This is a genomic window from Agathobaculum sp. NTUH-O15-33 (genome assembly GCF_033193315.1).
Taxonomy (GTDB): domain Bacteria; phylum Bacillota; class Clostridia; order Oscillospirales; family Butyricicoccaceae; genus Agathobaculum; species Agathobaculum faecihominis_A.
Map to the genome: position 1 here is coordinate 2,223,788 of NZ_CP136187.1, position 19,420 is coordinate 2,243,207.

The window sequence follows — 19,420 nt, forward strand, 5'->3', positions numbered from 1 at the left end:
ATATGTCCCTTCTATTTCAGTGTCCGAAGCGTTCTTCACGGATCAGTCCGCCGTCCTCTTCCAGCAGGGTGAGCGATATCGGCATACCGTTTTCTATCGTCAGGCGCGCATAGCTTGCCGGCCCGCCGCGCGGCAGGCTGATGGAACCCGGATTGCAGACCCATACGCCGCCGTATTTTTCAAGCAGCATGCGGTGCGTATGGCCGTAAAAAGCGAATACGCAGCCGTTTTCCGCCGCCTTCTGCGGCACGATCCCGCAGGAATACATGGATACGCGCTCCTTATGTCCATGCGTCAGATAGATGGGCACGTTTTCCGGCGTAATCACCGCACTGTACGGCGCGTCCGAGCCGTAATCGTTATTGCCGCGCACGCGGTATATCGGTTTGTTATGATAGGCCCGGTCCAGCTCGTCCGCATCCTCGGTATGGTCGCCCAAATGCACGGCGCAGTCCGGCTGTTCCCGCTCCATCGCGTAAAACATACCGGCGTTTCGCCCGTGCGAATCGGCAAATATCAGCATCTTCAAATTTGTCCACCCCTTTGGCAGGTAGGATACAGTGGTATTCTACACCGCCCGCGCCGACTTGTAAACCCCACTTTTTCACATTTTTACACGTTCCCCGCATATACTGCACCATCAAGAAACTTACGGAGGGAACTGCCAATGCCGGATCTCAACGATATCTTACAGCAGCTTGCCGTCAAAACAGGCGACAAGGAAATGGTAGACAGGGTACGCGCCGCCCTGTCCACACCGAACGCGCATCAGGCCGCACAGATGGTCTCATCCCAAAACGCCGACGATCTCGAGCGCGCCGCACAGGCGGCTCAGCGCGGCGATATGGCGGAGGCCGCGCGCCTTGCCAACAAACTGATGCAGACGAGCGAGGGCGCGAAACTTGCCGGACAGCTGAGACAAATGCTGTTCCCGAAATAAAGGAGGAACCGAAGCGCCATGGATAACGACCTGTTTTCCTCGCTCCTGAACGACCCCAACGCCCTGCAAAACGCGATGAAAATGGCGAGTGAAGCGCTGGGCGGTGGCGGTGGCGGAGCCGCCGCTCCCGCCTCTTCCCCTTCGCGGGATTACGATCCCTCCGCCGAGCTGATGGAGAAAGCGCTTCCCGTGCTCGGCAACATCGTTCAGAGCGGCCAAAGCGCGGTCAAGCAGGAAAAGCGCGCGCTTTTAAACGCAGTCAAGCCATTTGTGACCGATCAGGTATCCACGCAGTTCGATCATGCCATGCGGCTGGTCAGCATGGCGCGCATGGCGCGCGCCGCGCTGGAGCAAGCGGGCCGCAGGGGCGAAGACCGGCCCGATGAGGGCGAAAAATCTCTTTGACAAGGGAGCGACCACACTTGTATAACCGATATCTCGCATCCTCCGCCCACAGTGCGCCGCCCTTACATAATCCCCAGCCCGCGGCCGGGCCGGCGGGCGACGGTTTTCACAGTGAGGCACAGGAACACGCGCCGCGCGGCGAAACGCCGCACGCACCGCCGCAAGCCGCCTCGGTATTCGGCGACCTCGGCCGGCTGTTTTCCGGCCGGCTGACCGGCATCAAGCTCGATATGGACACCATCCTCGTGCTCGTCGTCGTCTGGTTTTTGATCTCCGAGGGCGAGGATATGGACTGGGATCTGATTCTTATGATCGGCGGCCTTCTCATCTTGGGCATCTGAGCACTGCTCAGACGCCCTTTTTCTTTTTTGGCTTAGGCGCGGGCAGGGCGTCGCAGGTCGCGCGGGCAAGCTCCGCCAAAAAAACGCGGTCATCCAAATTTTCCACATAAAAGTAGCGCCCGCCCTCGTGCGGTTCGATCACGGTAGCCGCTTCGCCGAGCAGCGCCCGACCGGCCTCGGTGATCTTAAGGCAAAACTGGTCGTTCTCCACGGTCGCGAAAAATTTACCGTTTAAATAAACGCCGAATTCTCCAAACATCCGCTTATAGGTGACGGCGCCCGCATCCGAAAGCTGGTCGCACACGTACTGTACAAACTCATGGCTGGACGCCATACCTCAGCGCCCCTCTCTTTTGCTGTCGATCGCATCCGAAAGGCGCGCATAATCGGCAATGGAAAGCCGTTCGCCGCGGATGCGCGCGTCCAGACCGACGGATTCGAGCAGCGCCGCGATCTCTTCTTTGCCCATCTCCCCGCCGATGACGGGGCCCAGCGCGTTGACCAGCGTTTTGCGGCGCATATTGAACGCCGCGCGCACCAGCGCAAACATCTGTTTTTCATTGCCCACCTTGACCGGCGGCTCGGTAAGCGGCGTCAGACGCAGCACGGCGGAATCCACCTTGGGCCGGGGCGTAAAGCACTCGGCCGGCACATCGAACAATATTTCAGCCGCGGCGCGGTATTGCACATAAATCGAAAACGCCGAATAAGCCGCAGAGCCCGGCTCCGCGCAGATCCGCTGCGCGACTTCGCGCTGCACCATGACCGTGATGCGGCGAAACGCGCCGCAATCCAGCAGCGCGGAAAGCGCGGGCGTGGTGATATAATACGGCAGATTGGCGCAGGCGACCGCCTCCGCCCCGCCGAATTTTTCCCGGACCAGCGCGGCCAGATCAAGCGCCAGCACATCGCCCTGCACCACTTCCACATTGTCAAAGGCAGCAAGCGTCTCGTCCAGCACAGGCAGCAGCGCGCGGTCCAGCTCCACCGAAACGACCCGCTCCGCGCGGCCGCAAAGCTCCGCCGTCAGACAGCCCATACCCGGGCCGATCTCGACGGCGTTTTTATATTGCTCCGCCCCGCTTTCCGCGGCGATCCGCGCGGGAACCGAAGCGTCGGTCAGAAAATTTTGTCCGAGCGATTTGGAAAAATGAAAGCCGTGCCGCCCCAAAACGGAGCGGATCTCTTCAATGTCGCACAGACCCATAAAATCATCCTCTCATAAAAGGCCGGCAGCGCGTGCGCGTTGCCGGCCTGTCTCTTATTTGGTCTTGTCAGTCTTCGCTTTCGATCAGGCCGTAACCGCCTGCCGCGCGTTTGTAAACCACCGCGTGGATATTGTCGTTATCCGCGTTGCGGAAAAAGTAGAACTGGTGATCAAGCAGATTCATCTGCAAAACCGCTTCGTCAACGCTCATCGGCTTGACCTCGAACCGCTTACGGCGGACGATATCGAACGGCTCCTCAGCCAATTCGGCAGCCTGCTGCGCGGCCTTGTCGAACGCGCCTTCACGCAGGCGTTTTTCCAGACGGGTCTTGTGCTTACGGATCTGGCGCTCGATACTGCTGATCGCGCCGTCCACAGAGGCGAACATGTCGGTCGTCGTTTCCTCCGCGCGGATGACCAGACCGGACTGCCGCACTGTGACTTCTACCGTTTGTTTGCCGCGCAGTTCGCTGAAGGTCAGCGTGGTATCGGAATCCGTATGGAAATACCGATCCAGTTTTTCTACCTTGCGCAGCGCGTACTGACGCAGATCGTCGTCAATTTTAATTTTTCTCTCGACGATGGTGAACTTCATAACATCATCTCCTAACGGACCGTGGTCCATGATACTATGGGGATTTGCTACTATGAGTATACCACATCTTCGTATAAATTGTCCAATCTATTTTCGCATTTTTCCCAGTTTTTTCAGCAACATTCCCAATCGCGCCAAAAAAGCGACGCCGCGCGGCATATTGGAATCGTTTTAACGCCGCTTGGACCGTGAAAAAGTACAGGCCCGCTTTACAGCGTCCCTTCGGCGTGCCGGGTCACATGGCACGAAATATTGACCACGCACGGCAGGCCCGCGATGTGCGTGCCGAACGGCTCGATCGCGCAGGAAAGCGCCGTTACGGTGCCCCCCAAGCCCTGCGGGCCGACGCCGGAGGCGTTAACCTGATCGAGGATGGCTTTTTCCATCTCCGCGTATAGCGGATCCGCGTTATGCGCGTCCACCGGGCGCAGCAGCGCGCGCTTGGCCAGATACGCGGCCTTGTCCGACGTGCCGCCCAGACCCACGCCGATCACGATCGGCGGGCAGGGATTGGAACCCGCGTTCACGCAGGCGTCCGTGACAAAGTCGATGATATCCTGCTTGGAGGCCGCCGGCGTGAACATTTTCATCGCGCTCATATTCTCGCTGCCGAAGCCCTTGGGCGCGACCGTGATCTTGACCCGGTCGCCCGGCACGAGCGAGGTGTACAAAATGCAGGGGGTGTTATCGTTCGTGTTCTCGCGGCGGAGCGGGTCGCCAACGACCGAAAGGCGCAGAAAGCCGTCCGTGTAGCCCTGCCGCACGCCTTCGTTCACGGCGTCCTCCAGCGAGCCCTCGCCCGAAAGGTGCACATCCTGTCCGACCTCCGCGAATACCACAGCCATGCCGGTATCCTGACAGACCGGCATATCGTTTTCCCGCGCAAGATCGCAGTTGGCGATCATTTCCTCAAAAATCTGGCGGCCGAGGGGCGACTGCTCCTGCTCCTCCCCCGCGCTGGAAAGCCTGCCGCAGATCATCCGGCAGATAATAGTTCGCTTCCATGCAAAGCCGCCGCACCAGTGCGGCGATCTCGCGCATCTCGATTGTTTTCATCATTCGTCCCTCCTGTATTGCTGTGCGCCGTCGATCCAGACGACGCTTACACGCGATTCAAAGCGCATGGGATGTCCGTCCATCAGCACCGCGTCCGCATCCATACCGGGCGCGAGCGAGCCGATACGCGCCCCCAGCCCCGCGATACGCGCGGGCGCCGCCGTGACCGCGCGCAACGCCGCGTCTGCCGAAAGCCCCGCCTTTACCGCGATCTGCGCCGCCATCGGCAGCAGCCGCAGCGGCAGCTCCGGGTGATCCACCGTGATCGCGGTCTCGATGCCCGCCTGATGCAGCAGCAGGGGCGAGCGCTCGGTCAGCGCCCGCAACTCGGGTTTGGAGCGGTCGGTCAGATAGGGGCCGCTGATCACAGGCACGTTTTCCCCCGCGAGCAGGTCGGCGACAAGGTGGGCCTCCGTGCCGTGCACGATCACGGGCTTTAGCCCGAATTCCCGCGCAATACGCAGCGCGGTAAAGATGTCATCCGCCCGATGCGCGTGGAAATGCGCATCGATCTCGCCGCGCAGCAAAGGCACCAGCGCTTCGAGCTTGATGTCGAAATCGGGCGCGTCCTCATCCGGGTCTCCCTCGGCGCGATCCTTGCGGGCCAGATATTCGCGCGCCTTATAAAGCTGCTCACGGATCAGCGCAGCGGTCGCCATGCGGGTAACCGGCGTTTCGTCCTTCTCATGATAAACCGATTTGGGGTTTTCGCCCAGCGCGAACTTGATCGCAAGCGGCGCGCGCAGCACCATATCGTCCAGCCGGCGGCCGGCGGTCTTGATCGCGGCGATCTGTCCGCCGATCGGGTTGGCGCTGCCCGGGCTGACCGCCACCGTGGTCACGCCCGCCTCGATCGTTTCGCGAAACGACCGATCCATCGGATTGACGCCGTCGATGGCTCGCAGGTGCGGCGTAACGGGATCGGTATCCTCGTTCCCGTCCGCGCCTTCAAAGCCAAGGCTGTCCTCGTAAAGGCCCAAATGGGAATGCACGTCGATCATGCCGGGCAGCAGATAGCCCTCCCGCCCGTCTATCACTTCGTCAAATTCCTTTTCCGCCGGTGTTTTTTCCGCCTGACCCAGCGTTTCTATTTTGCCGTCCGCAAACGCGGCGAAGCCGAAAAACTGCTCGTCCGTTTGGTTCACAGTCAGTACATGCACATTTTTAATCAGCGTTTTTTTCATGCGATTCCTCTTTTTTGAAAAATATAGTTGACATTATTTGTAATTCATGGTATATTAATGACGGTGGCAGGAATGCTGCCATGCACCGTTCATATCTTTATCCCCACAATCCTATTTTTTGGCGTTCGGCCGCATTTGCGGCTGAGCGCCCCTTTTTTTATTACATGAGGATAAAACGAAAACCGAGGCTTCCCCCGGTTTTTGTCATGCGGTAAATAAGCGCGATCGGCCAAAACGCCCGGCCTTTACTTCCGGCGGCGCGAACCGTTCTTGCGGTCGGTCGCGTGGCGCACATCGGCCTGACGGGTTTCGCTGTCGGTCATAAACGCTTTGAGCTTATCTTCAAAGGTCATGCTCGCGGGATCCTTTGGTGCGGCCGCGCGGCCGCGCGGCGCCGCAGCGCGCTGAAAACGCGGCTGCCGGGGCGCAAAATTGCCCGCGCCCGGTTGAGGGTTCTGCTGTGCCTGCGCCTTTTTAATGGACAGATTGATGCGGCCCGCTTGGTCGATGCCAATAATCTTGACCTGAACCTGCTGGCCTTCCTGCAAAAAATCCTTGATATCGTTGACGAAACTAGACGCGACCTCAGAAATGTGCACCATGCCCGATTTCCCTTCGGGCAGGGCGACAAACGCGCCGAACTTGGTAATTCCCGTTACTTTGCCGTCTACGATCGATCCCACTGCCAAATCCATATAAATTTTTTTGCCTCCGTTAACAATTTGCCCGGCTTATCTGCTTGATGTGTCTACAAAGACACGCTCGCCGGGTTCCGCATAGCCAAGCTCCGTGCGGGCGATCTCACTGATATCCTCGTCTGAAATGCCGCTTTTAAGGTCTTCCTTCATCGCTTCGTTGGAAGCCTCGTATTCCTCCACGCGCATGTTCAGAGAGTTCAGCTGATCTTTTTTTTCAGCAATCTGCGATTGCAGACCAACGATCTTGACCGCTGCATAAAGCAGGAAAATGAGCGCCGCGATTTTGACCAACATAGGGATCTGCCGTTTTGTCATTTCGCGCCGCCTTTCCTCTTTTCTGTGCACTGCTTGACTGATACGAGTTTTATTTTAAACCCTTTCCACGAAAAATGGAAGGGGTTTTGTTAAACTTTTTTGCGCATTCCTTTATTTTTTTGGAAAGACCAAACCGTTCGGCAAGTCCTTTTACAAGGCGCGCCGCCTGCACGGCCCTGTCCCTTACAAATGCAAACGATGAAAAGAACAAGTGTAAAAGTGCTAACACCGGACCGCTGATCAGCGAAAAATAGATTCCCGCGCCAATGCCCGCGCCCGCGAGCACAAAATACCGCCCCTGCCCCGCGGCCAGCGTGATGCCGTATTCAAACATGGCAAAGAGCACGCCCGCCCAGAACACGGCGTCCAGCAGCGCCGTGAGCCCCCGTCCGGCGCGGCACTGCCGCCGCAGCGCGCGCAGCACATCGTAAAACACACCGATGCCCGCGCCCAAAAGAATGCTCTGTATCAGGATCAGTCCCTGCGCTTCCATCGGAAAAAACATAGCGGCCTCACCTGCCGAACAGGCGCGACAGCATGCCGCCGCGCGGCTGGACGCTGTCATCGTATTCGATCGAGCCGATTTCCCCTAAAACGATCAGCTCGCCCGCCTCCAGCTGCAAACGCTCCACATGCAGCCCCTCCCCGCGCACGGCGAGCATGCCGCGCACGGTCTCCAATAATATCTGTTCCTCATCAAAGCTCTGCACATCCGTCACACCCGAAACGGAGAGTTTCTGTCTTCCCTCCAGAATAATTGTGTGCGGCATTTCCCGACCGCGTTCCTCGGCTGCCATGGTACCGCCCTCCCAGCAAACAAAAATAAAACATCCCGCTCATCATCATACGTGAGGGCGGGATGCTTTATACGAATTTCCGGTAAAAACATGCCGTGTTTTTACCGAGGGATGGTATGATTACAAAAGCTCGCGGTAAAGCGCGGCGGCGTCCGCCTTAAGGGCGTGCTCGGCAATATCGAGCACCTCTACCTTCAGCGTACGCTGGCCGAAAGCGATCTCGATGATATCGCCCACTTTTACCTGATAGGAGGCTTTGGCCGGCTTATCGTTCACCGTGATGCGCGCGGCGTCGCAGGCGTCGTTCGCGACCGTGCGCCGTTTGATCAGACGGGATACCTTTAGGTATTTATCCAGTCTCACTGTTCGTTCAGCTTGTCCTTCAGAGCCTTGCCGGGCTTGAATACGGGCATGGTAGCAGCGGCAATCTCAATGGCTTCGCCGGTGCGGGGATTATGGCCCGTGCGCGCGGCGCGCTCCTTGGTTTCAAATGTGCCGAAGCCGCTGATCTGCAGCTTGTCGTTCTGCGCCAGTACGTCGCCCAGCGCGGCAAACACAACGTCTATCACCTTTTCAGTATCCTTCTTAGAAAGCTCGGCCTGCTCCGCTACCATCGTCACGAAATCGCTTTTTTTCATTTTGTTACCTCCGTTATACCTTTTCTTTCGATTTATTCCAAAGCGTGTCCAGCTCGTCCTCCGACAAATCAGACAGCACCTTGTCCTGATCAAACGCGGTCTGCTCCACTCGGGCAAACCGGGCGACAAACTTATCCGTCGCCTTTTCCAGCGCGCGTTCCGGGTCTACCTTTGCAAACCGCGCCACATTGACCGCCGCGAACAGCAGGTCGCCGATCTCCTCTTCCACATCGCCGCTGCCGGCAAACGCGTCGTTCACCTCGCGCAGCTCCTCGGTCACCTTATCGGCCGCGCCAGAAACATCCTTCCAGTCAAAACCGGCCTTAGAAGCCTTTTTCTGTACCTTTTCAGCGCGGATCAGCGCAGGCAGGCTGCGCGCCACGCTGGAAAGCGCGTCGGTCACGGTCTCCTGCTTTTTTTTCCTTGCGCTTGAGATCGTCCCAGTTGTTTAGTATCTCAGCCGAGGAGGCGACCACGGTGTCGGCAAAAATGTGGGGATGGCGGTAAATCAGCTTCTTGCACACGCCGTCCGCCACGTCGCCGATATCGAAAACACCCTTTTCCCGCTCCATTTCGGTATGGAACACCACCTGCAACAGCACGTCGCCCAGTTCTTCTTTGAGATGCTCGGCGTCCTCTTCATCGATGGCCTCGCACACCTCGTACGTCTCCTCGATAAAGTTGCGGCGGATGCTGTGGTGATCCTGCTCCCGGTCCCACATGCAGCCGTCCGGCGCGCGCAGAATCTCGATAATACGAAGCAGGTCGTCAAATGTATATTGCTCTTTTTGCTTAAAATCTACCATACTTTTTTCTCTTTCTTGTTCGCGCCTATTTCAGGCGCAGCAAATTTGCTATTTTTTCGCCCTTTGGCAAAAGCAGCACGTCCTCGCGCTCGACCGCGTGCAAAAGCAGCAGCAGCACGCCGTATACCAACACGGCAACCATAATGGAAACGAGCGTGACCAGCTTATCGACAACCGACCCCGGCGCGGCGGCCAGCGCACGCGACAACAGCGTGAAGCAGATCATGCTTGACGCGCCCATGCCGATTGTCGCGGCTATTGGCCGCACGACCGTTCTGCCGAATGGCGGCAGGCCGTGCGACAGGCGGCCGATCTGCACCAGATTGATCAGCGCGATCACCCAGTAGCACAGCGTGGTGCTGACAGGCGCGCCCGCGATCTGCAGCCGCGGATCGGCTACCATCACATAATCACCGCAAATTTTGATCAGCGCGCCGATAAACATGGAGATCAGCGGCAGATCGACCCGGCCAAACGCCTGCAGGATCGCGTTGGTGATGGCCACCAGCGCGACGGCCGGCACGGCAAAGCCGAGGATCTGCAGCAGCTGACCGCCCAGCACGGTGTCCTTGGAATAAACCAACCGCACGATCTGCTGACCGAACAGCAGAAAACCCGCGCCGGCAGGCAGGGTAATCAGCAGCGTCAGCCGAAATGCGGTGGACATGGTCTTGGATACCTTGGTAAAATTCTGCATCGCGCGCGCGCCCGCGATCACGGGCAGCACGCTCACCGAGATCGCGGTAATCAGCGTTTGCGGCAAATTAAAAAAGTTGACCGCATACCCCGTGTACACGCCGTAGATCGCCATCGCCTGATCCGAGGTCATTGCGATCGCGGGCGACTGCAGCCGCGCGGAGATGAGCGCCATATCGATCAAGTCGGTCAGGCTCATCACGGCCGAGGTGATGGTAATGGGAATGGACAGCGACAAGAGCTGCCCGCAAAGCTGGCTGAACGGACGCACGGCGTTGTTCAGGCCGTGGCTGAGGACAGAGGCTTGTTTTCTGGTCAGCGCCGCCCGGACCACCATATAGAACGCCGCGGCGACCTCGCCGATCGTGACGCCCAAAACCGCCATCGCCGCGACATGCGGCGCATCGTATCCCTGTCCGACCGCATAATAGGTCAGCCCAAGGCCGACGAACATTTTGCCGAGCGCCTCGATGACCTGCGAAACAGCGGTAGGCACCATATTGGCGCGTCCCTGATAGTAGCCGCGGAACACGGATAGGATGCACACCATCAAAACACTGGGCGCGATCGCCATAACGGCAAAGCGCGCGTCCGCGGATTTGATCAGGTCGGAAAAGACGCCCGCGCCCGCGTAAAGCGCCACCGAACAGACCGCGCCAAACGGAATAAAGATGACCGCCGCCACCTTGACAATGCGGCGCACCTCGTGTTCGCGGCCGCCCGCGGTGGCTTCGGCCACCATTTTGGAAAGCGCCGCGGGCAGGCCGACCGTGGATATGACCAGCATGGTCATATAAATGCGGTAGGCTGCCGTGAACAGGCCAAACGCCGGATTATCCTTGCCGCCGATCAGATTGACGAGCGGGATCTGGAAAACCGCGCCGATCACCTTGACGATCAGGCTTGCAACGACCAGAATCGCCGCGCCTTCGATAAAGTTCTGTTTTTTACGCTGCAAACGATACACGCCCTTTATGCAAATTCTTTTTCTTTAACCGTATGCCGGGCGTGACGGAATATGCGCTATTAAAGCGCCTTACCACAACCGGGACAAAAGGAATCCTCCCGGCTGCATTGCTTGCCGCAGCCGGGGCAGGTCACAAACGACCGCATGCCGGCCAGTTCCTCACGGAGCGCCGCAACCTTTGCTTGCTTTTCATCCAGCCGGTCGATGCGTTCGTCCATTTCATCGCTCGCGGCCTCGATCCCGCGGCGCACATCGTACACCATCCGGCCAATCTCCTTGTAGAGGACCTCGCATTCGGTATTCAAATCGAAAATTTGCAGGTTGATCCTCGTTGCCGAAGCCAGCTCGCCGGCTTTTTTACCGGCGACGTCCGCCGCGCGGCCGGCAGCCTGCCCCGTCCTCGTGGCAACTACCCTGATTTTGTCCAGCAGCGTCTGCACTTTCGCATCCATTGCGATCCTCTCCTTCCGGCGGGCGGCGGGCCGCCCGGTATATTGGCGTTTTTCTGATGTGTTGAAAGCCGAGTATCGATCATTTAAAATGTTAAAAAATCGTCATTTTAAGTGATTGTGCGGCATTATTCCGCACAAATAAACCACTTTACGGTTTATTCAGTAGACATTATTATAAACCTACGATATCCAAAAAGCAAGATATAATGCGGTTTTGCTCATTTTTCAGCCGATAAATTCATGCAAAACCGAGTCCTCCGGGATAACTTTTTTATAGTCGATCGGCGCGATTCTGTCCAAAACCTTATAGATCGGGTACAGATCAGCCGCTTCAAGTTCGTTTTCCCGGTTTTTCAGCTCGTCGCTCAAATACTGCATGAAAATGCATAGTTCGTATGGCAAAAAGGTGTCGATGGTCAGATTGGCCTGCCCCCGATAGGGGGCGATATAAAGCGTTTCGCCGCGCCGTACGGAGTTCCATTGGTGCAGCGTTTCCGCGACCGGCGAGGAGCGGAACAGGCTGTCCCGCATGGCGCGGCGCAAAAAGCGCAGCATATACGGTTCCAGCCTAGGACCTTCGCGCGGCACGACCGTGGACGCCACTGAGAGATACACGCTTGTCGCGGCATGCGCCAGATCGCCCATAATGACCGGATTAAACGAATGGATACCCTCGATCAGCGCGACCTCGTCGGATGCGAGGCTTAGCGTGCGGTCGTTCGGGATCGAGGTGCGCGTCTCGAACTCAAACCGGGGAATGGAGATCTCCTCGCCCGCGATCAGCTGCGCCAAATGCTTGCTGAGCAGCGGCAGGTTCATGCACTCCGGCGATTCAAGATCGGGCACATTATTTTCCGTATCACGCGGCACCTCATAGGTGCCGATCGTGCGGTAATAATCATCCATGGAAATGGTCTCCGCGTGGATGCCCAGCTTTAACAGCGCGCGGCCCAAGCGATCGTTGGTGGTCGTTTTGCCGCTGGAGGACGGGCCGTTGATTAAAACGATCGGCTTTTGCTTAATGTTTTTGGCGATCTCATTCGCCGCGCGTGAAACGCGCTCGCGGTAATAGGTCTCGCAGTCCATGACAAAATCCGCGGCGTCATACCGCGCGCGGTGGTTGATATAATTGACGGTGAATTCAGCCATTTGAGTGGCCTCCTCTCTGATTCAGACGCCGAGCCGCAGCAGTTTTCGCTTGCCGGCCGAAAGCCGGCCGGCCGCGCCGATATACTCCTGCGGATACTTTGGGTTATTCGTGCGTTCGATCCAGCCTGTGTCGCGCTCGACGCGCTTGGACACGCCGCCCGCACCCAGAGACAAGATCGTTTGCAGCTCTTCCATCATCGCAACATTATAGAAGCACTCGGTTCCCGGCTTGCACCAGCCTACGTTTTCAAACCCTCCGGCCGAAAACTTCTGGCGGTACAGGTAGTATGGCCCGTATCCCGCCGCGCCAAGCGCCGTTTCCGCAAGATCGAGCATTTCCCCCACCTTACGCCGCTCGGCGGCGTTCGCCGCCTTATCGGACAGGTCCGCGCCCCGCTTGATGGCCAGCGTATGCACCGTAATATTCTCCGGCGCAAGTCCGATGAGCGTATGAACAGACCGACCGAAGGATTCGGGCGTATCGCCGGTAAGACCGGCGATCAGATCCATATTAATCTCTCGGAACCCTGCCTGCCGCGCCTCTTCATAAGTGCGCAGCACATCTGTTGCCGTGTGGCGCCGTCCGATCTGCCGCAGCACCTCGTCCTCCATGCTTTGCGGGTTGATGCTCACACGGGTGACGCCCGCGGTTTTCAGCGCCGCGAGCTTTTCCGGCGTGATCGTATCCGGCCGCCCGGCTTCTACAGTATATTCACGAAGGAACGAGAAATCGAACGCTTCTGCAAGCCGCGCGGTCAATCGCTTTAGCTGCTCCGCCGTGAGCGTGGTCGGCGTGCCGCCGCCGATATAAATACTCTGTACCCGCTTGCCCGCCTCGCGTACCATAGCGCCGGTCTCTTCGATCTCGCGGCACAGCGCGTCCAGATAGGGCTCGATCAAGTGGCCGGACTGCGCGGTCGCCGCCGATACGAACGAGCAGTAATAGCAGCGGGACGGGCAGAACGGAATGCCGACATAGAGCGAAATATCATCCGGCCCGATCTCATTGCCAAAGAAGAGAGCGGTTTCCGCCGCGCGGATCGTGAGCGAAACACGCTTTTGAGAAACGAAAAAATGCCCGCGCAGGGCCTCGGCCGTCTCGGCGCGGCTTTTGCCGCGTTCGATCAGGCCCCTCGCGAGCTTGGCCGGGCGCACGCCGGTAAGGCTCCCCCAAACGGGCGCCTCCGGCAGGCCGGGCGCGATGGCTTCGTATAAGGTGGTTTTGATCAGTTCGGTCACCGTGCGCTTGCGCGCCAGTTCGTCCATCCCGTCAATGGCCGCGTCGCGCTCGCACCGCAGACAACGCCCGTCCACCACGGCTTCCGCCAAGGCATACGCGCGGCCATCCTGCTCGCGCAGCATGGAGAGACAGCGGTCGCCCGTTTCCGGCAGTTTTTCCGCGCGGGTGAGCACAGCGGCCGGCAGCAGGTGCAGCAGCATTTCTTCGACCGCGTGCTTCATCTCATGTCCGATCAGAACGTAGGTCATTTCCCGATCGCCTGCTTCATATAGGGATTGCGCGCGCGCTCCTCCGCAAGGGTCGACAGGCCTTCGTGGCCGGGCAGCACCTGATAGTCGCCCTCCAGCTCATAAAGCCGCCGCAGCGACCGGAGCATCTGCGAAAAGTCGCCGCCCTCCAGATCGCAACGCCCGCACTCGTGACGAAACAGCGTATCGCCGGTAAACAGGCAATCCCCTATGCGGATCACGGATGAACCGGGCGTGTGGCCCGGCGTATTCATATATGCCGCCGTAAGCGAACCAAAGGTGACGGTCGTCCCCTCGGACGCGAGGATATCGGGTACGTCCTCGACATACGAGCGGACAAAGGGACGGAATTCTCCCATCGCTTCCTTTTTCAGCAACCACGTATCCGCTTCGGGCACGACATATTTTGCGCCGGTCTGCTGCAAAATCTCATGCGCCGCAAGGATATGATCAAAATGCGCATGCGTGAGCAGCACGTACCGAATGTGCAGACCTTCCTTATCCGCCGCAGCTAAAATAGACGGCGCGCTGTCGCCGGGATCAATCACCGCGGCGTCCAAGCTCTGTTCGTCATATACGATATAACAGTTCGTCGCGACCGGGCCGACACAAAACTGAAGAATTTTCATAAAAACAACCTTCCTTTTTTAATTAGTAATTAGGAATTAGGAGTTAGGAATTATTTTACTTCCGCTTTCCATTACTAATTACTAACTCCTAATTCCTAACTATTTCCGCGCATTTGCGCGGTATCCATGATGAGTGTGACGGGGCCGTCGTTTACAAGGCTTACCGCCATATCCGCGCCAAACCTGCCGGTCGCGACCGGCAAGCCGGACGCGCGGCAGCGCGCGACGAACGCCTCATACAGCGGGATCGCGGTATCGGGCCGCGCCGCGCCGGTGAAGCTGGGCCGGTTGCCTTTTTTGCAGTCGCCGTAAAGCGTGAACTGCGAAACGATCAGCAAACCGCCGCCAATATCGGCCAGCGACAGATTCATCTTATCGTTTTCATCGGTGAACACACGTAGCTTTATCGTCTTATCCGCGAGATAGTGCGCGTCTTCCACCGTGTCCCCCTCGGTCACGCCCAGCAGGACCAAAAACCCCTGCCCGATCTTGCCGCAAACCGCCCCGCCGATCGAAACCGACGCTTTTTCAACCCTTTGAATCACAGCACGCATTTTCTTCATCCTTCATTGAGTTAGGAATTAGCAGTTGAATGTATCGGCCAAAGGCCGATATTTTGAATAACCGCGCTATGCGCGGCACCACAATTCCTAATTACGAATTCCTAACTCCTAATTAACAAATGTTAGTTGGTGTCCACCGTTCTCGTCACATCCAGCACGCCCTTGATACTGCGCATGCGGCTGATCAGGTTGTCGAGCTGGTGCACGCCCGCAACGTCCACCATCGCGTTAATCACGCCAAAACCATCGTTTAGATCGCGGGCCGAAATTTCATGCACGTTGATCTTGCAGGCGGCGAGCACGGCCGTCACATCGCTCAGAACCCCAATGCGGCTGCGGGTCGATATTTGCAGACCGGTCGAAAAACGATTCTGCCGGTCCGCGACCGTGATATCCTCGTCCCACCGGGCCTTGACCCAGCGATCGGGCTCTTCCTCCTCGTGCACGTTGACACAGTCCCGCCGGTGAATGGAAACGCCATAGCCGCGCGTGACATAGCCCACGATCTCGTCGCCTGGGATCGGCGTGCAGCAGCGGGCGAACTTGACCAAACAGTTGGCGATCCCTTCCACCACAACGCCGCTTTTGCTGTGTGTGGCGCGGCGCTCGGGCTGGGTATTGTGCACCGGCTGTTCCGCCGCGCTCTCCGGCTCGTTTTGGCGGCGCAAACGGCCCACGTCATCCTTGACCTTGTTGATGACCTTGGTCAGCGTGATGCCGCCGTAGCCGATTGCGGCGTACAGCTCGTCGAGCGAGCCGAACGAAAACTTGTTCAGCGTGTTCTTCTGGATCTCATCGTTGTCATAAAAGCCGTTATACAGCAGGTTGGCGCGCAGCTCGCGGTCCAGATCGTCACGGCCGCTAACAATGTTCTCTTCCCGGCATTCCTTTTTGAACCACTGCTTGATCTTGTTGCGGGCCTCGGTCGTTTTGACGATCTTGACCCAATCGCGGCTGGGGCCGCGCGCTTCCTTGGAAGTCAGTATTTCAACGATATCGCCGTTTTTGAGCAGGCTGTCGATCGGCGCGATTCGGCCGTTGAGCTTGCAGCCCGTCATGCGATTGCCGACGGCGGAGTGGATCGCGTAAGCCAGATCGATCGGCGTTGCGCCCGCGGGCATATTGACCACATCGCCCTTTGGGGTGAACACGAACACCTCATCCGCGAACAGATCGACCTTGATGTTCTTAATAAAATCCTCGGCCTCGGTGTCCTGCTGCGCTTCGAGCAGCTGGCGGATCCACGCAAAGGCCTCTTCATTCCCGGCCTTATCCAGTCCCTGCTTATACTTCCAGTGCGCGGCAACGCCGTATTCCGCTGTTTTGTGCATTTCGGAGGTGCGGATCTGGATTTCAAACGGAATGCCCGCGCGGCCGATGACGGTCGTGTGCAGCGACTGATAGCCGTTGGGCTTGGGCGTTGAGATATAATCCTTAAAGCGGCCCGGTATGGGCTTATACAGATCGTGCACATAGCCGAGGACATTGTAGCAGTCCGCCACGGTCTCAACGATCACGCGCACCGCGCAGATATCGTAGATCTCGTTAATGGTCTTGTGTTGGGCGTACATCTTGCGATAGATCGAATAGATGTGCTTGACGCGCGCCGAGATCGTGTTTTCGATCTTGGCTTCCTTGAGCTTGCCGCCGATGCGGTCGGTTATTCCCTTGAGGAATTCCTCATGCTGCTCGCTCTGCTCTCTCAGGCCGTCGACGATCTCCTTGTAGCCGATCGGGTCAAGGCACTTGAGCGACAGGTCCTCCAGTTCCCACTTGATGCGGCTCATGCCCAAGCGGTGTGCGATCGGCGCGTAGATCTCCATCGTTTCGAGCGCCTTGTCGCGCTGCTTGCGCTCCGGCAGGTGCTGGATGGTGCGCATGTTGTGCAGCCGGTCGGCCAGCTTGATCAGGATGACGCGGATATCGCGCGCCATGGCCAGAAACATTTTGCGCAGATCTTCAAACTGCTCCTGTTCCTTGGAATAACGCAGCATGCCGAGGCGTGTAACGCCGTCCACCAGTTCGGCCACCGTGGTGCCAAATTTGTTTTCGATCTCCCGGTAGCCAAACTGCGTATCCTCGATACAGTCATGCAGCAGCCCGGCGCAGATCGAATCGGTATCCAGCCCCATCTCGACGATGATCTCCGCCACGGATACCGGGTGGATGATATAGGGTTCGCCGTTTTTGCGTTTTTGTCCTTCATGCGCTTTCGCGGCGCATTCATAGGCCGCGCGTATCTTCTTGGTATTGGCCTGCGGGTTCTGTTTCTTTACCCGTTCCAGCAAAAAATCCAATTTATCCTGCATAAGTTTCTCCCCCATTTCGAGGCTCAACCGGCCATACTCTGCAACGTGGCGAGCACAACCGAACCGGAAATATCCGCTTTGCCTTCATACGGTTTGAGGGTGATATTGATCAAACCCTCTTTAAAATGATAGCTGATCAGCTGCGATTCGGAGAATACATCAAGGCAGACCAGCAGCTTGCCGATGTTGATATCGCGGCGGCTTTCCCACGCGATGCGGCGGGACAGCGCGCCGTCCGGAACGGACAGGCGGCCGTCCTCCGCGCGGCAGGACACGTGCCGCCATACCGCGACCAGCTCGGCCCGGCTCGGCAGCAGCACGCGTGCTTCGGCCGCGGAGAGCGGCCCATCCTGCATATAGGTATTGTATAGATTCAAAAGCCTCTGGTCGGCCAGATGCTCGCATTCGCTCAGCTGTACGTCGCACAGGGTGAGCTGCACGGTGGCGCGGCCGCGAAACTCGTTCAGCTCCAAATGAAAAGCCGCGTCGACCGAATTGCCCTGCGCAAAGCCGCAGCCGCCCAGCCCGGTGCCGAACAGCATGGCGGAAAAGCGCTTGCCGTCCTTGGTCAGCGTCACGCGCACATGGCGGTCGCTCGAAATGGGCGTGATATCCTCCACCGTCATGCCGCGCATGCAAAACACCGGCTCGGCGTTCTGCTGTCCAAACGGTTCAAGGAGCGACAGCCCCTTGATCGCCTGCTCGCTGATCCACGAGGGATCAACCTCGCAATCGATCTGCAGCTGCGGCTGCAGGTCCGCGATGGTGACGTGCTCGCCGGCGTACTCGCTCAGTCGCGCGCGCAGCTCTTCAATCTTTTCGCGGTCCACGGTCAGTCCGGCGGCCAGCTCATGCCCGCCGTAGCGGCGCAGCAGATCCTCGCAGGAGGACAGCGCGTCGAACAGGTTGAAGCCCTTGACCGAACGGCCCGAACCCTTGCCCGTATCGCCGTCCAGCGCGATCAGGATGACCGGGCAGCCGTAGCGGTCGCACAGGCGCGAACAGACGATGCCGATCACGCCATGGTGCCAGTTTTCGCCGGACAGCACGATCACGCGATCCTCCGCCGGGTTATATTCCTTGCGCAGACGGGTGAGCGCCTGCTCCAAAATGTGGTTTTCCTCACTCTGGCGTTTTTTATTCTGCTCGCACAGCTCGGCGGCCAGCGCCTGCGCGCGAACGGGGTCGTCCGTCAGGAACAATTCGGCGGCCAGCTCGGCCCGGCCCATACGCCCGGCGGCGTTGATTCGCGGCGCGAGCACAAAGCTGATCGTGGACGAGGTAAGCCGCTTGGTTTTCATGCCCGACTCGCGCAGCAGCATTTCAAGACCCAGATTCTTGGTCCGCGCCATCCGTTCCAGCCCGGCCGCAACGATGATGCGGTTTTCGCCCACAATGGGCATCACATCCGCCACGGTGCCGAGCGCGGCCAGATCGGCATAGCGCGCGAGCATTTCCTCCGCATCGCCTGATAGCGCGCTGATCAGCTTAAACGCCACGCCGACACCGGCCAGATGGCGAAACGGATACTCGCTCCCCGGCCGTTTATAATCGACGATCGCCTCCGCGTCGGGCAGCGCGTCGTGACACTCGTGGTGGTCGGTCACGACCACGCGCATGCCAAGGGCGCGGGCCGCGGCTATTTCGTCAAGCGCGGTAATGCCCGCGTCCACCGTGATAATCAGGCGCGTGCCGTCCTGCCAAAGCTGCTCCAGCGCCGCGCGCGACAGGCCGTAGCCCTCGCTCAGGCGGTTTGGGATGTAATAAGCGCAGTCGGCTCCCACCGAGCGCAGATAATGGGTCAACATACAGGTGGCGGTAACGCCGTCCACATCGTAATCGCCGAACACCGTGATGCGTTCGCCCCGGCTCACCGCGTCGCGTATGGTCTCCACCGCCACCGCCATATCGGGCAGGGCGAACGGGTCGTTCAAACCTTTGGGGTCGCAGGATAAGTACGTCTCCGCCTGCGCGCAGGAGGTGACGCCGCGGGCGGCCAATACGGCGGCGGCCAGCGGAGGAAAACCGCCGTCGCGCTGCAGCGTGCGTACGCACGCCTCGTCAGGTGCGGCGATCACCCATCGTTTTATTTTCATGGGAACTCCCTCATTTTTATTTTTAATTACAATTATTATACCAAATATCTCTCCATATCTCAACATATTTTATGCAAGCTGCAAAATGC

The 19,420-nt window shown here is 58.5% G+C and carries 24 protein-coding genes and 1 pseudogene; 3 read left to right on the forward strand and 22 right to left on the reverse strand.

Features of this window, described 5'->3' with window-relative positions:
• Positions 1-16: 16 nt before the first annotated feature.
• The gene (locus tag RWV98_RS11035; protein WP_317865751.1) at positions 17-523 is read right to left on the reverse strand and encodes a metallophosphoesterase family protein; all 507 of its coding nucleotides are present in this window, start codon (positions 521-523) and stop codon (positions 17-19) included.
• A gap of 144 nt (positions 524-667) precedes the next feature.
• On the opposite strand from RWV98_RS11035, the gene RWV98_RS11040 reads away from it, so the two are divergent.
• From RWV98_RS11040 to RWV98_RS11050, 3 genes are read left to right on the forward strand one after another with little or no spacing between them, the layout of a single operon-like run.
• Positions 668-940, forward strand: coding sequence for a hypothetical protein (locus RWV98_RS11040; protein WP_280961150.1), 273 nt, complete (start codon positions 668-670; stop codon positions 938-940).
• 18 nt (positions 941-958) lie between these two features.
• Entirely contained in the window at positions 959-1,345 is a 387-nt protein-coding gene (locus RWV98_RS11045) for a hypothetical protein (RefSeq protein WP_280961149.1), read from the forward strand.
• A 17-nt stretch (positions 1,346-1,362) separates the two neighbouring features.
• A complete protein-coding gene (locus RWV98_RS11050; protein ID WP_280961148.1) occupies positions 1,363-1,686 on the forward strand; it encodes a hypothetical protein in 324 nt (107 codons plus the stop codon).
• Positions 1,687-1,693: 7 nt separating this feature from the next.
• Here RWV98_RS11050 and RWV98_RS11055 read toward each other — a convergent pair whose 3' ends face one another.
• The 21 genes and pseudogenes from RWV98_RS11055 to recJ form a co-directional block, all read right to left on the reverse strand.
• Entirely contained in the window at positions 1,694-2,020 is a 327-nt protein-coding gene (locus RWV98_RS11055) for a TfoX/Sxy family protein (RefSeq protein WP_317860744.1), read from the reverse strand.
• A 3-nt stretch (positions 2,021-2,023) separates the two neighbouring features.
• A complete protein-coding gene (rsmA, locus tag RWV98_RS11060) occupies positions 2,024-2,893 on the reverse strand; it encodes a 16S rRNA (adenine(1518)-N(6)/adenine(1519)-N(6))-dimethyltransferase RsmA (RefSeq protein WP_317860746.1) in 870 nt (289 codons plus the stop codon).
• 67 nt (positions 2,894-2,960) lie between these two features.
• On the reverse strand, positions 2,961-3,488 hold the full coding sequence (hpf, locus tag RWV98_RS11065) for a ribosome hibernation-promoting factor, HPF/YfiA family (RefSeq protein WP_280961145.1): 528 nt from the start codon (positions 3,486-3,488) through the stop codon (positions 2,961-2,963).
• 209 nt (positions 3,489-3,697) lie between these two features.
• A pseudogene (locus RWV98_RS11070) lies at positions 3,698-4,544 on the reverse strand (fumarate hydratase).
• Positions 4,544-5,728, reverse strand: a complete 1,185-nt coding sequence (locus tag RWV98_RS11075) for an amidohydrolase (RefSeq protein ID WP_317860748.1) — start codon at positions 5,726-5,728, stop codon at positions 4,544-4,546. The pseudogene RWV98_RS11070 and the gene RWV98_RS11075 overlap by 1 nt, the downstream one beginning before the upstream one ends.
• Before the next feature lie 245 nt (positions 5,729-5,973).
• Positions 5,974-6,423 (reverse strand): S1 RNA-binding domain-containing protein, encoded by a 450-nt coding sequence (locus tag RWV98_RS11080; protein WP_280961143.1) that lies wholly within the window; start codon positions 6,421-6,423, stop codon positions 5,974-5,976.
• A gap of 36 nt (positions 6,424-6,459) precedes the next feature.
• Entirely contained in the window at positions 6,460-6,741 is a 282-nt protein-coding gene (locus RWV98_RS11085) for an FtsB family cell division protein (RefSeq protein ID WP_317860750.1), read from the reverse strand.
• A gap of 49 nt (positions 6,742-6,790) precedes the next feature.
• Complete coding sequence (yabQ, locus tag RWV98_RS11090; protein WP_280961141.1) at positions 6,791-7,246, reverse strand: spore cortex biosynthesis protein YabQ; 456 nt, start codon at positions 7,244-7,246, stop codon at positions 6,791-6,793.
• Between the two features lie 7 nt (positions 7,247-7,253).
• Complete coding sequence (gene yabP / locus RWV98_RS11095) at positions 7,254-7,538, reverse strand: sporulation protein YabP (RefSeq protein ID WP_280961140.1); 285 nt, start codon at positions 7,536-7,538, stop codon at positions 7,254-7,256.
• Positions 7,539-7,658: 120 nt separating this feature from the next.
• On the reverse strand, positions 7,659-7,901 hold the full coding sequence (locus RWV98_RS11100; protein WP_280961139.1) for an RNA-binding S4 domain-containing protein: 243 nt from the start codon (positions 7,899-7,901) through the stop codon (positions 7,659-7,661).
• Positions 7,898-8,176: an HU family DNA-binding protein gene (locus RWV98_RS11105; RefSeq protein ID WP_280961138.1), complete on the reverse strand. Its 279-nt coding sequence runs from the start codon at positions 8,174-8,176 to the stop codon at positions 7,898-7,900. The genes RWV98_RS11100 and RWV98_RS11105 overlap by 4 nt, the downstream gene beginning before the upstream one ends.
• Before the next feature lie 13 nt (positions 8,177-8,189).
• Positions 8,190-8,579, reverse strand: coding sequence for a MazG nucleotide pyrophosphohydrolase domain-containing protein (locus RWV98_RS11110; RefSeq protein WP_317860752.1), 390 nt, complete (start codon positions 8,577-8,579; stop codon positions 8,190-8,192).
• Positions 8,524-8,982 (reverse strand): MazG nucleotide pyrophosphohydrolase domain-containing protein, encoded by a 459-nt coding sequence (locus RWV98_RS11115; protein WP_317860754.1) that lies wholly within the window; start codon positions 8,980-8,982, stop codon positions 8,524-8,526. The genes RWV98_RS11110 and RWV98_RS11115 overlap by 56 nt, the downstream gene beginning before the upstream one ends.
• Positions 8,983-9,007: 25 nt before the next feature.
• The gene (locus RWV98_RS11120) at positions 9,008-10,636 is read right to left on the reverse strand and encodes a putative polysaccharide biosynthesis protein (protein WP_317860755.1); all 1,629 of its coding nucleotides are present in this window, start codon (positions 10,634-10,636) and stop codon (positions 9,008-9,010) included.
• 68 nt (positions 10,637-10,704) lie between these two features.
• A complete protein-coding gene (locus RWV98_RS11125) occupies positions 10,705-11,097 on the reverse strand; it encodes a hypothetical protein (protein ID WP_317860757.1) in 393 nt (130 codons plus the stop codon).
• Between the two features lie 225 nt (positions 11,098-11,322).
• Positions 11,323-12,246 (reverse strand): uridine kinase family protein, encoded by a 924-nt coding sequence (locus RWV98_RS11130; RefSeq protein WP_280961134.1) that lies wholly within the window; start codon positions 12,244-12,246, stop codon positions 11,323-11,325.
• A gap of 21 nt (positions 12,247-12,267) precedes the next feature.
• A complete protein-coding gene (gene hemZ, locus RWV98_RS11135) occupies positions 12,268-13,734 on the reverse strand; it encodes a coproporphyrinogen dehydrogenase HemZ (protein WP_317860759.1) in 1,467 nt (488 codons plus the stop codon).
• A complete protein-coding gene (locus tag RWV98_RS11140) occupies positions 13,731-14,363 on the reverse strand; it encodes an MBL fold metallo-hydrolase (protein ID WP_280961132.1) in 633 nt (210 codons plus the stop codon). The genes hemZ and RWV98_RS11140 overlap by 4 nt, the downstream gene beginning before the upstream one ends.
• 95 nt (positions 14,364-14,458) lie before the next feature.
• Complete coding sequence (gene dtd, locus RWV98_RS11145; RefSeq protein ID WP_317860761.1) at positions 14,459-14,917, reverse strand: D-aminoacyl-tRNA deacylase; 459 nt, start codon at positions 14,915-14,917, stop codon at positions 14,459-14,461.
• A 131-nt stretch (positions 14,918-15,048) separates the two neighbouring features.
• The gene (locus tag RWV98_RS11150) at positions 15,049-17,235 is read right to left on the reverse strand and encodes a RelA/SpoT family protein (RefSeq protein WP_317860763.1); all 2,187 of its coding nucleotides are present in this window, start codon (positions 17,233-17,235) and stop codon (positions 15,049-15,051) included.
• A 23-nt stretch (positions 17,236-17,258) separates the two neighbouring features.
• Positions 17,259-19,331 carry a single-stranded-DNA-specific exonuclease RecJ gene (gene recJ, locus RWV98_RS11155; protein ID WP_317860765.1) on the reverse strand — a complete coding sequence of 691 codons (2,073 nt, stop codon included), beginning with the start codon at positions 19,329-19,331 and terminating at the stop codon, positions 17,259-17,261.
• Positions 19,332-19,420: the final 89 nt, after the last annotated feature.

What these genes read in the sequence shown, in the direction of transcription:
- dtd (WP_317860761.1), bottom strand. Translation starts at nt 14,917, where the DNA reads ATGCGTGCTGTGATTCAAAGGGTTGAAAAAGCGTCGGTTTCGATCGGC.
- RWV98_RS11075 (WP_317860748.1), bottom strand. Translation starts at nt 5,728, where the DNA reads ATGAAAAAAACGCTGATTAAAAATGTGCATGTACTGACTGTGAACCAA.
- RWV98_RS11150 (WP_317860763.1), bottom strand. Translation starts at nt 17,235, where the DNA reads ATGCAGGATAAATTGGATTTTTTGCTGGAACGGGTAAAGAAACAGAAC.
- RWV98_RS11115 (WP_317860754.1), bottom strand. Translation starts at nt 8,982, where the DNA reads ATGGTAGATTTTAAGCAAAAAGAGCAATATACATTTGACGACCTGCTT.
- RWV98_RS11140 (WP_280961132.1), bottom strand. Translation starts at nt 14,363, where the DNA reads ATGAAAATTCTTCAGTTTTGTGTCGGCCCGGTCGCGACGAACTGTTAT.
- RWV98_RS11040 (WP_280961150.1), top strand. Translation starts at nt 668, where the DNA reads ATGCCGGATCTCAACGATATCTTACAGCAGCTTGCCGTCAAAACAGGC.
- rsmA (WP_317860746.1), bottom strand. Translation starts at nt 2,893, where the DNA reads ATGGGTCTGTGCGACATTGAAGAGATCCGCTCCGTTTTGGGGCGGCAC.
- hpf (WP_280961145.1), bottom strand. Translation starts at nt 3,488, where the DNA reads ATGAAGTTCACCATCGTCGAGAGAAAAATTAAAATTGACGACGATCTG.
- hemZ (WP_317860759.1), bottom strand. Translation starts at nt 13,734, where the DNA reads ATGACCTACGTTCTGATCGGACATGAGATGAAGCACGCGGTCGAAGAA.
- RWV98_RS11035 (WP_317865751.1), bottom strand. Translation starts at nt 523, where the DNA reads ATGCTGATATTTGCCGATTCGCACGGGCGAAACGCCGGTATGTTTTAC.
- RWV98_RS11055 (WP_317860744.1), bottom strand. Translation starts at nt 2,020, where the DNA reads ATGGCGTCCAGCCATGAGTTTGTACAGTACGTGTGCGACCAGCTTTCG.
- yabP (WP_280961140.1), bottom strand. Translation starts at nt 7,538, where the DNA reads ATGGCAGCCGAGGAACGCGGTCGGGAAATGCCGCACACAATTATTCTG.
- recJ (WP_317860765.1), bottom strand. Translation starts at nt 19,331, where the DNA reads ATGAAAATAAAACGATGGGTGATCGCCGCACCTGACGAGGCGTGCGTA.
- RWV98_RS11130 (WP_280961134.1), bottom strand. Translation starts at nt 12,246, where the DNA reads ATGGCTGAATTCACCGTCAATTATATCAACCACCGCGCGCGGTATGAC.
- yabQ (WP_280961141.1), bottom strand. Translation starts at nt 7,246, where the DNA reads ATGTTTTTTCCGATGGAAGCGCAGGGACTGATCCTGATACAGAGCATT.
- RWV98_RS11085 (WP_317860750.1), bottom strand. Translation starts at nt 6,741, where the DNA reads ATGACAAAACGGCAGATCCCTATGTTGGTCAAAATCGCGGCGCTCATT.
- RWV98_RS11105 (WP_280961138.1), bottom strand. Translation starts at nt 8,176, where the DNA reads ATGAAAAAAAGCGATTTCGTGACGATGGTAGCGGAGCAGGCCGAGCTT.
- RWV98_RS11125 (WP_317860757.1), bottom strand. Translation starts at nt 11,097, where the DNA reads ATGGATGCGAAAGTGCAGACGCTGCTGGACAAAATCAGGGTAGTTGCC.
- RWV98_RS11080 (WP_280961143.1), bottom strand. Translation starts at nt 6,423, where the DNA reads ATGGATTTGGCAGTGGGATCGATCGTAGACGGCAAAGTAACGGGAATT.
- RWV98_RS11045 (WP_280961149.1), top strand. Translation starts at nt 959, where the DNA reads ATGGATAACGACCTGTTTTCCTCGCTCCTGAACGACCCCAACGCCCTG.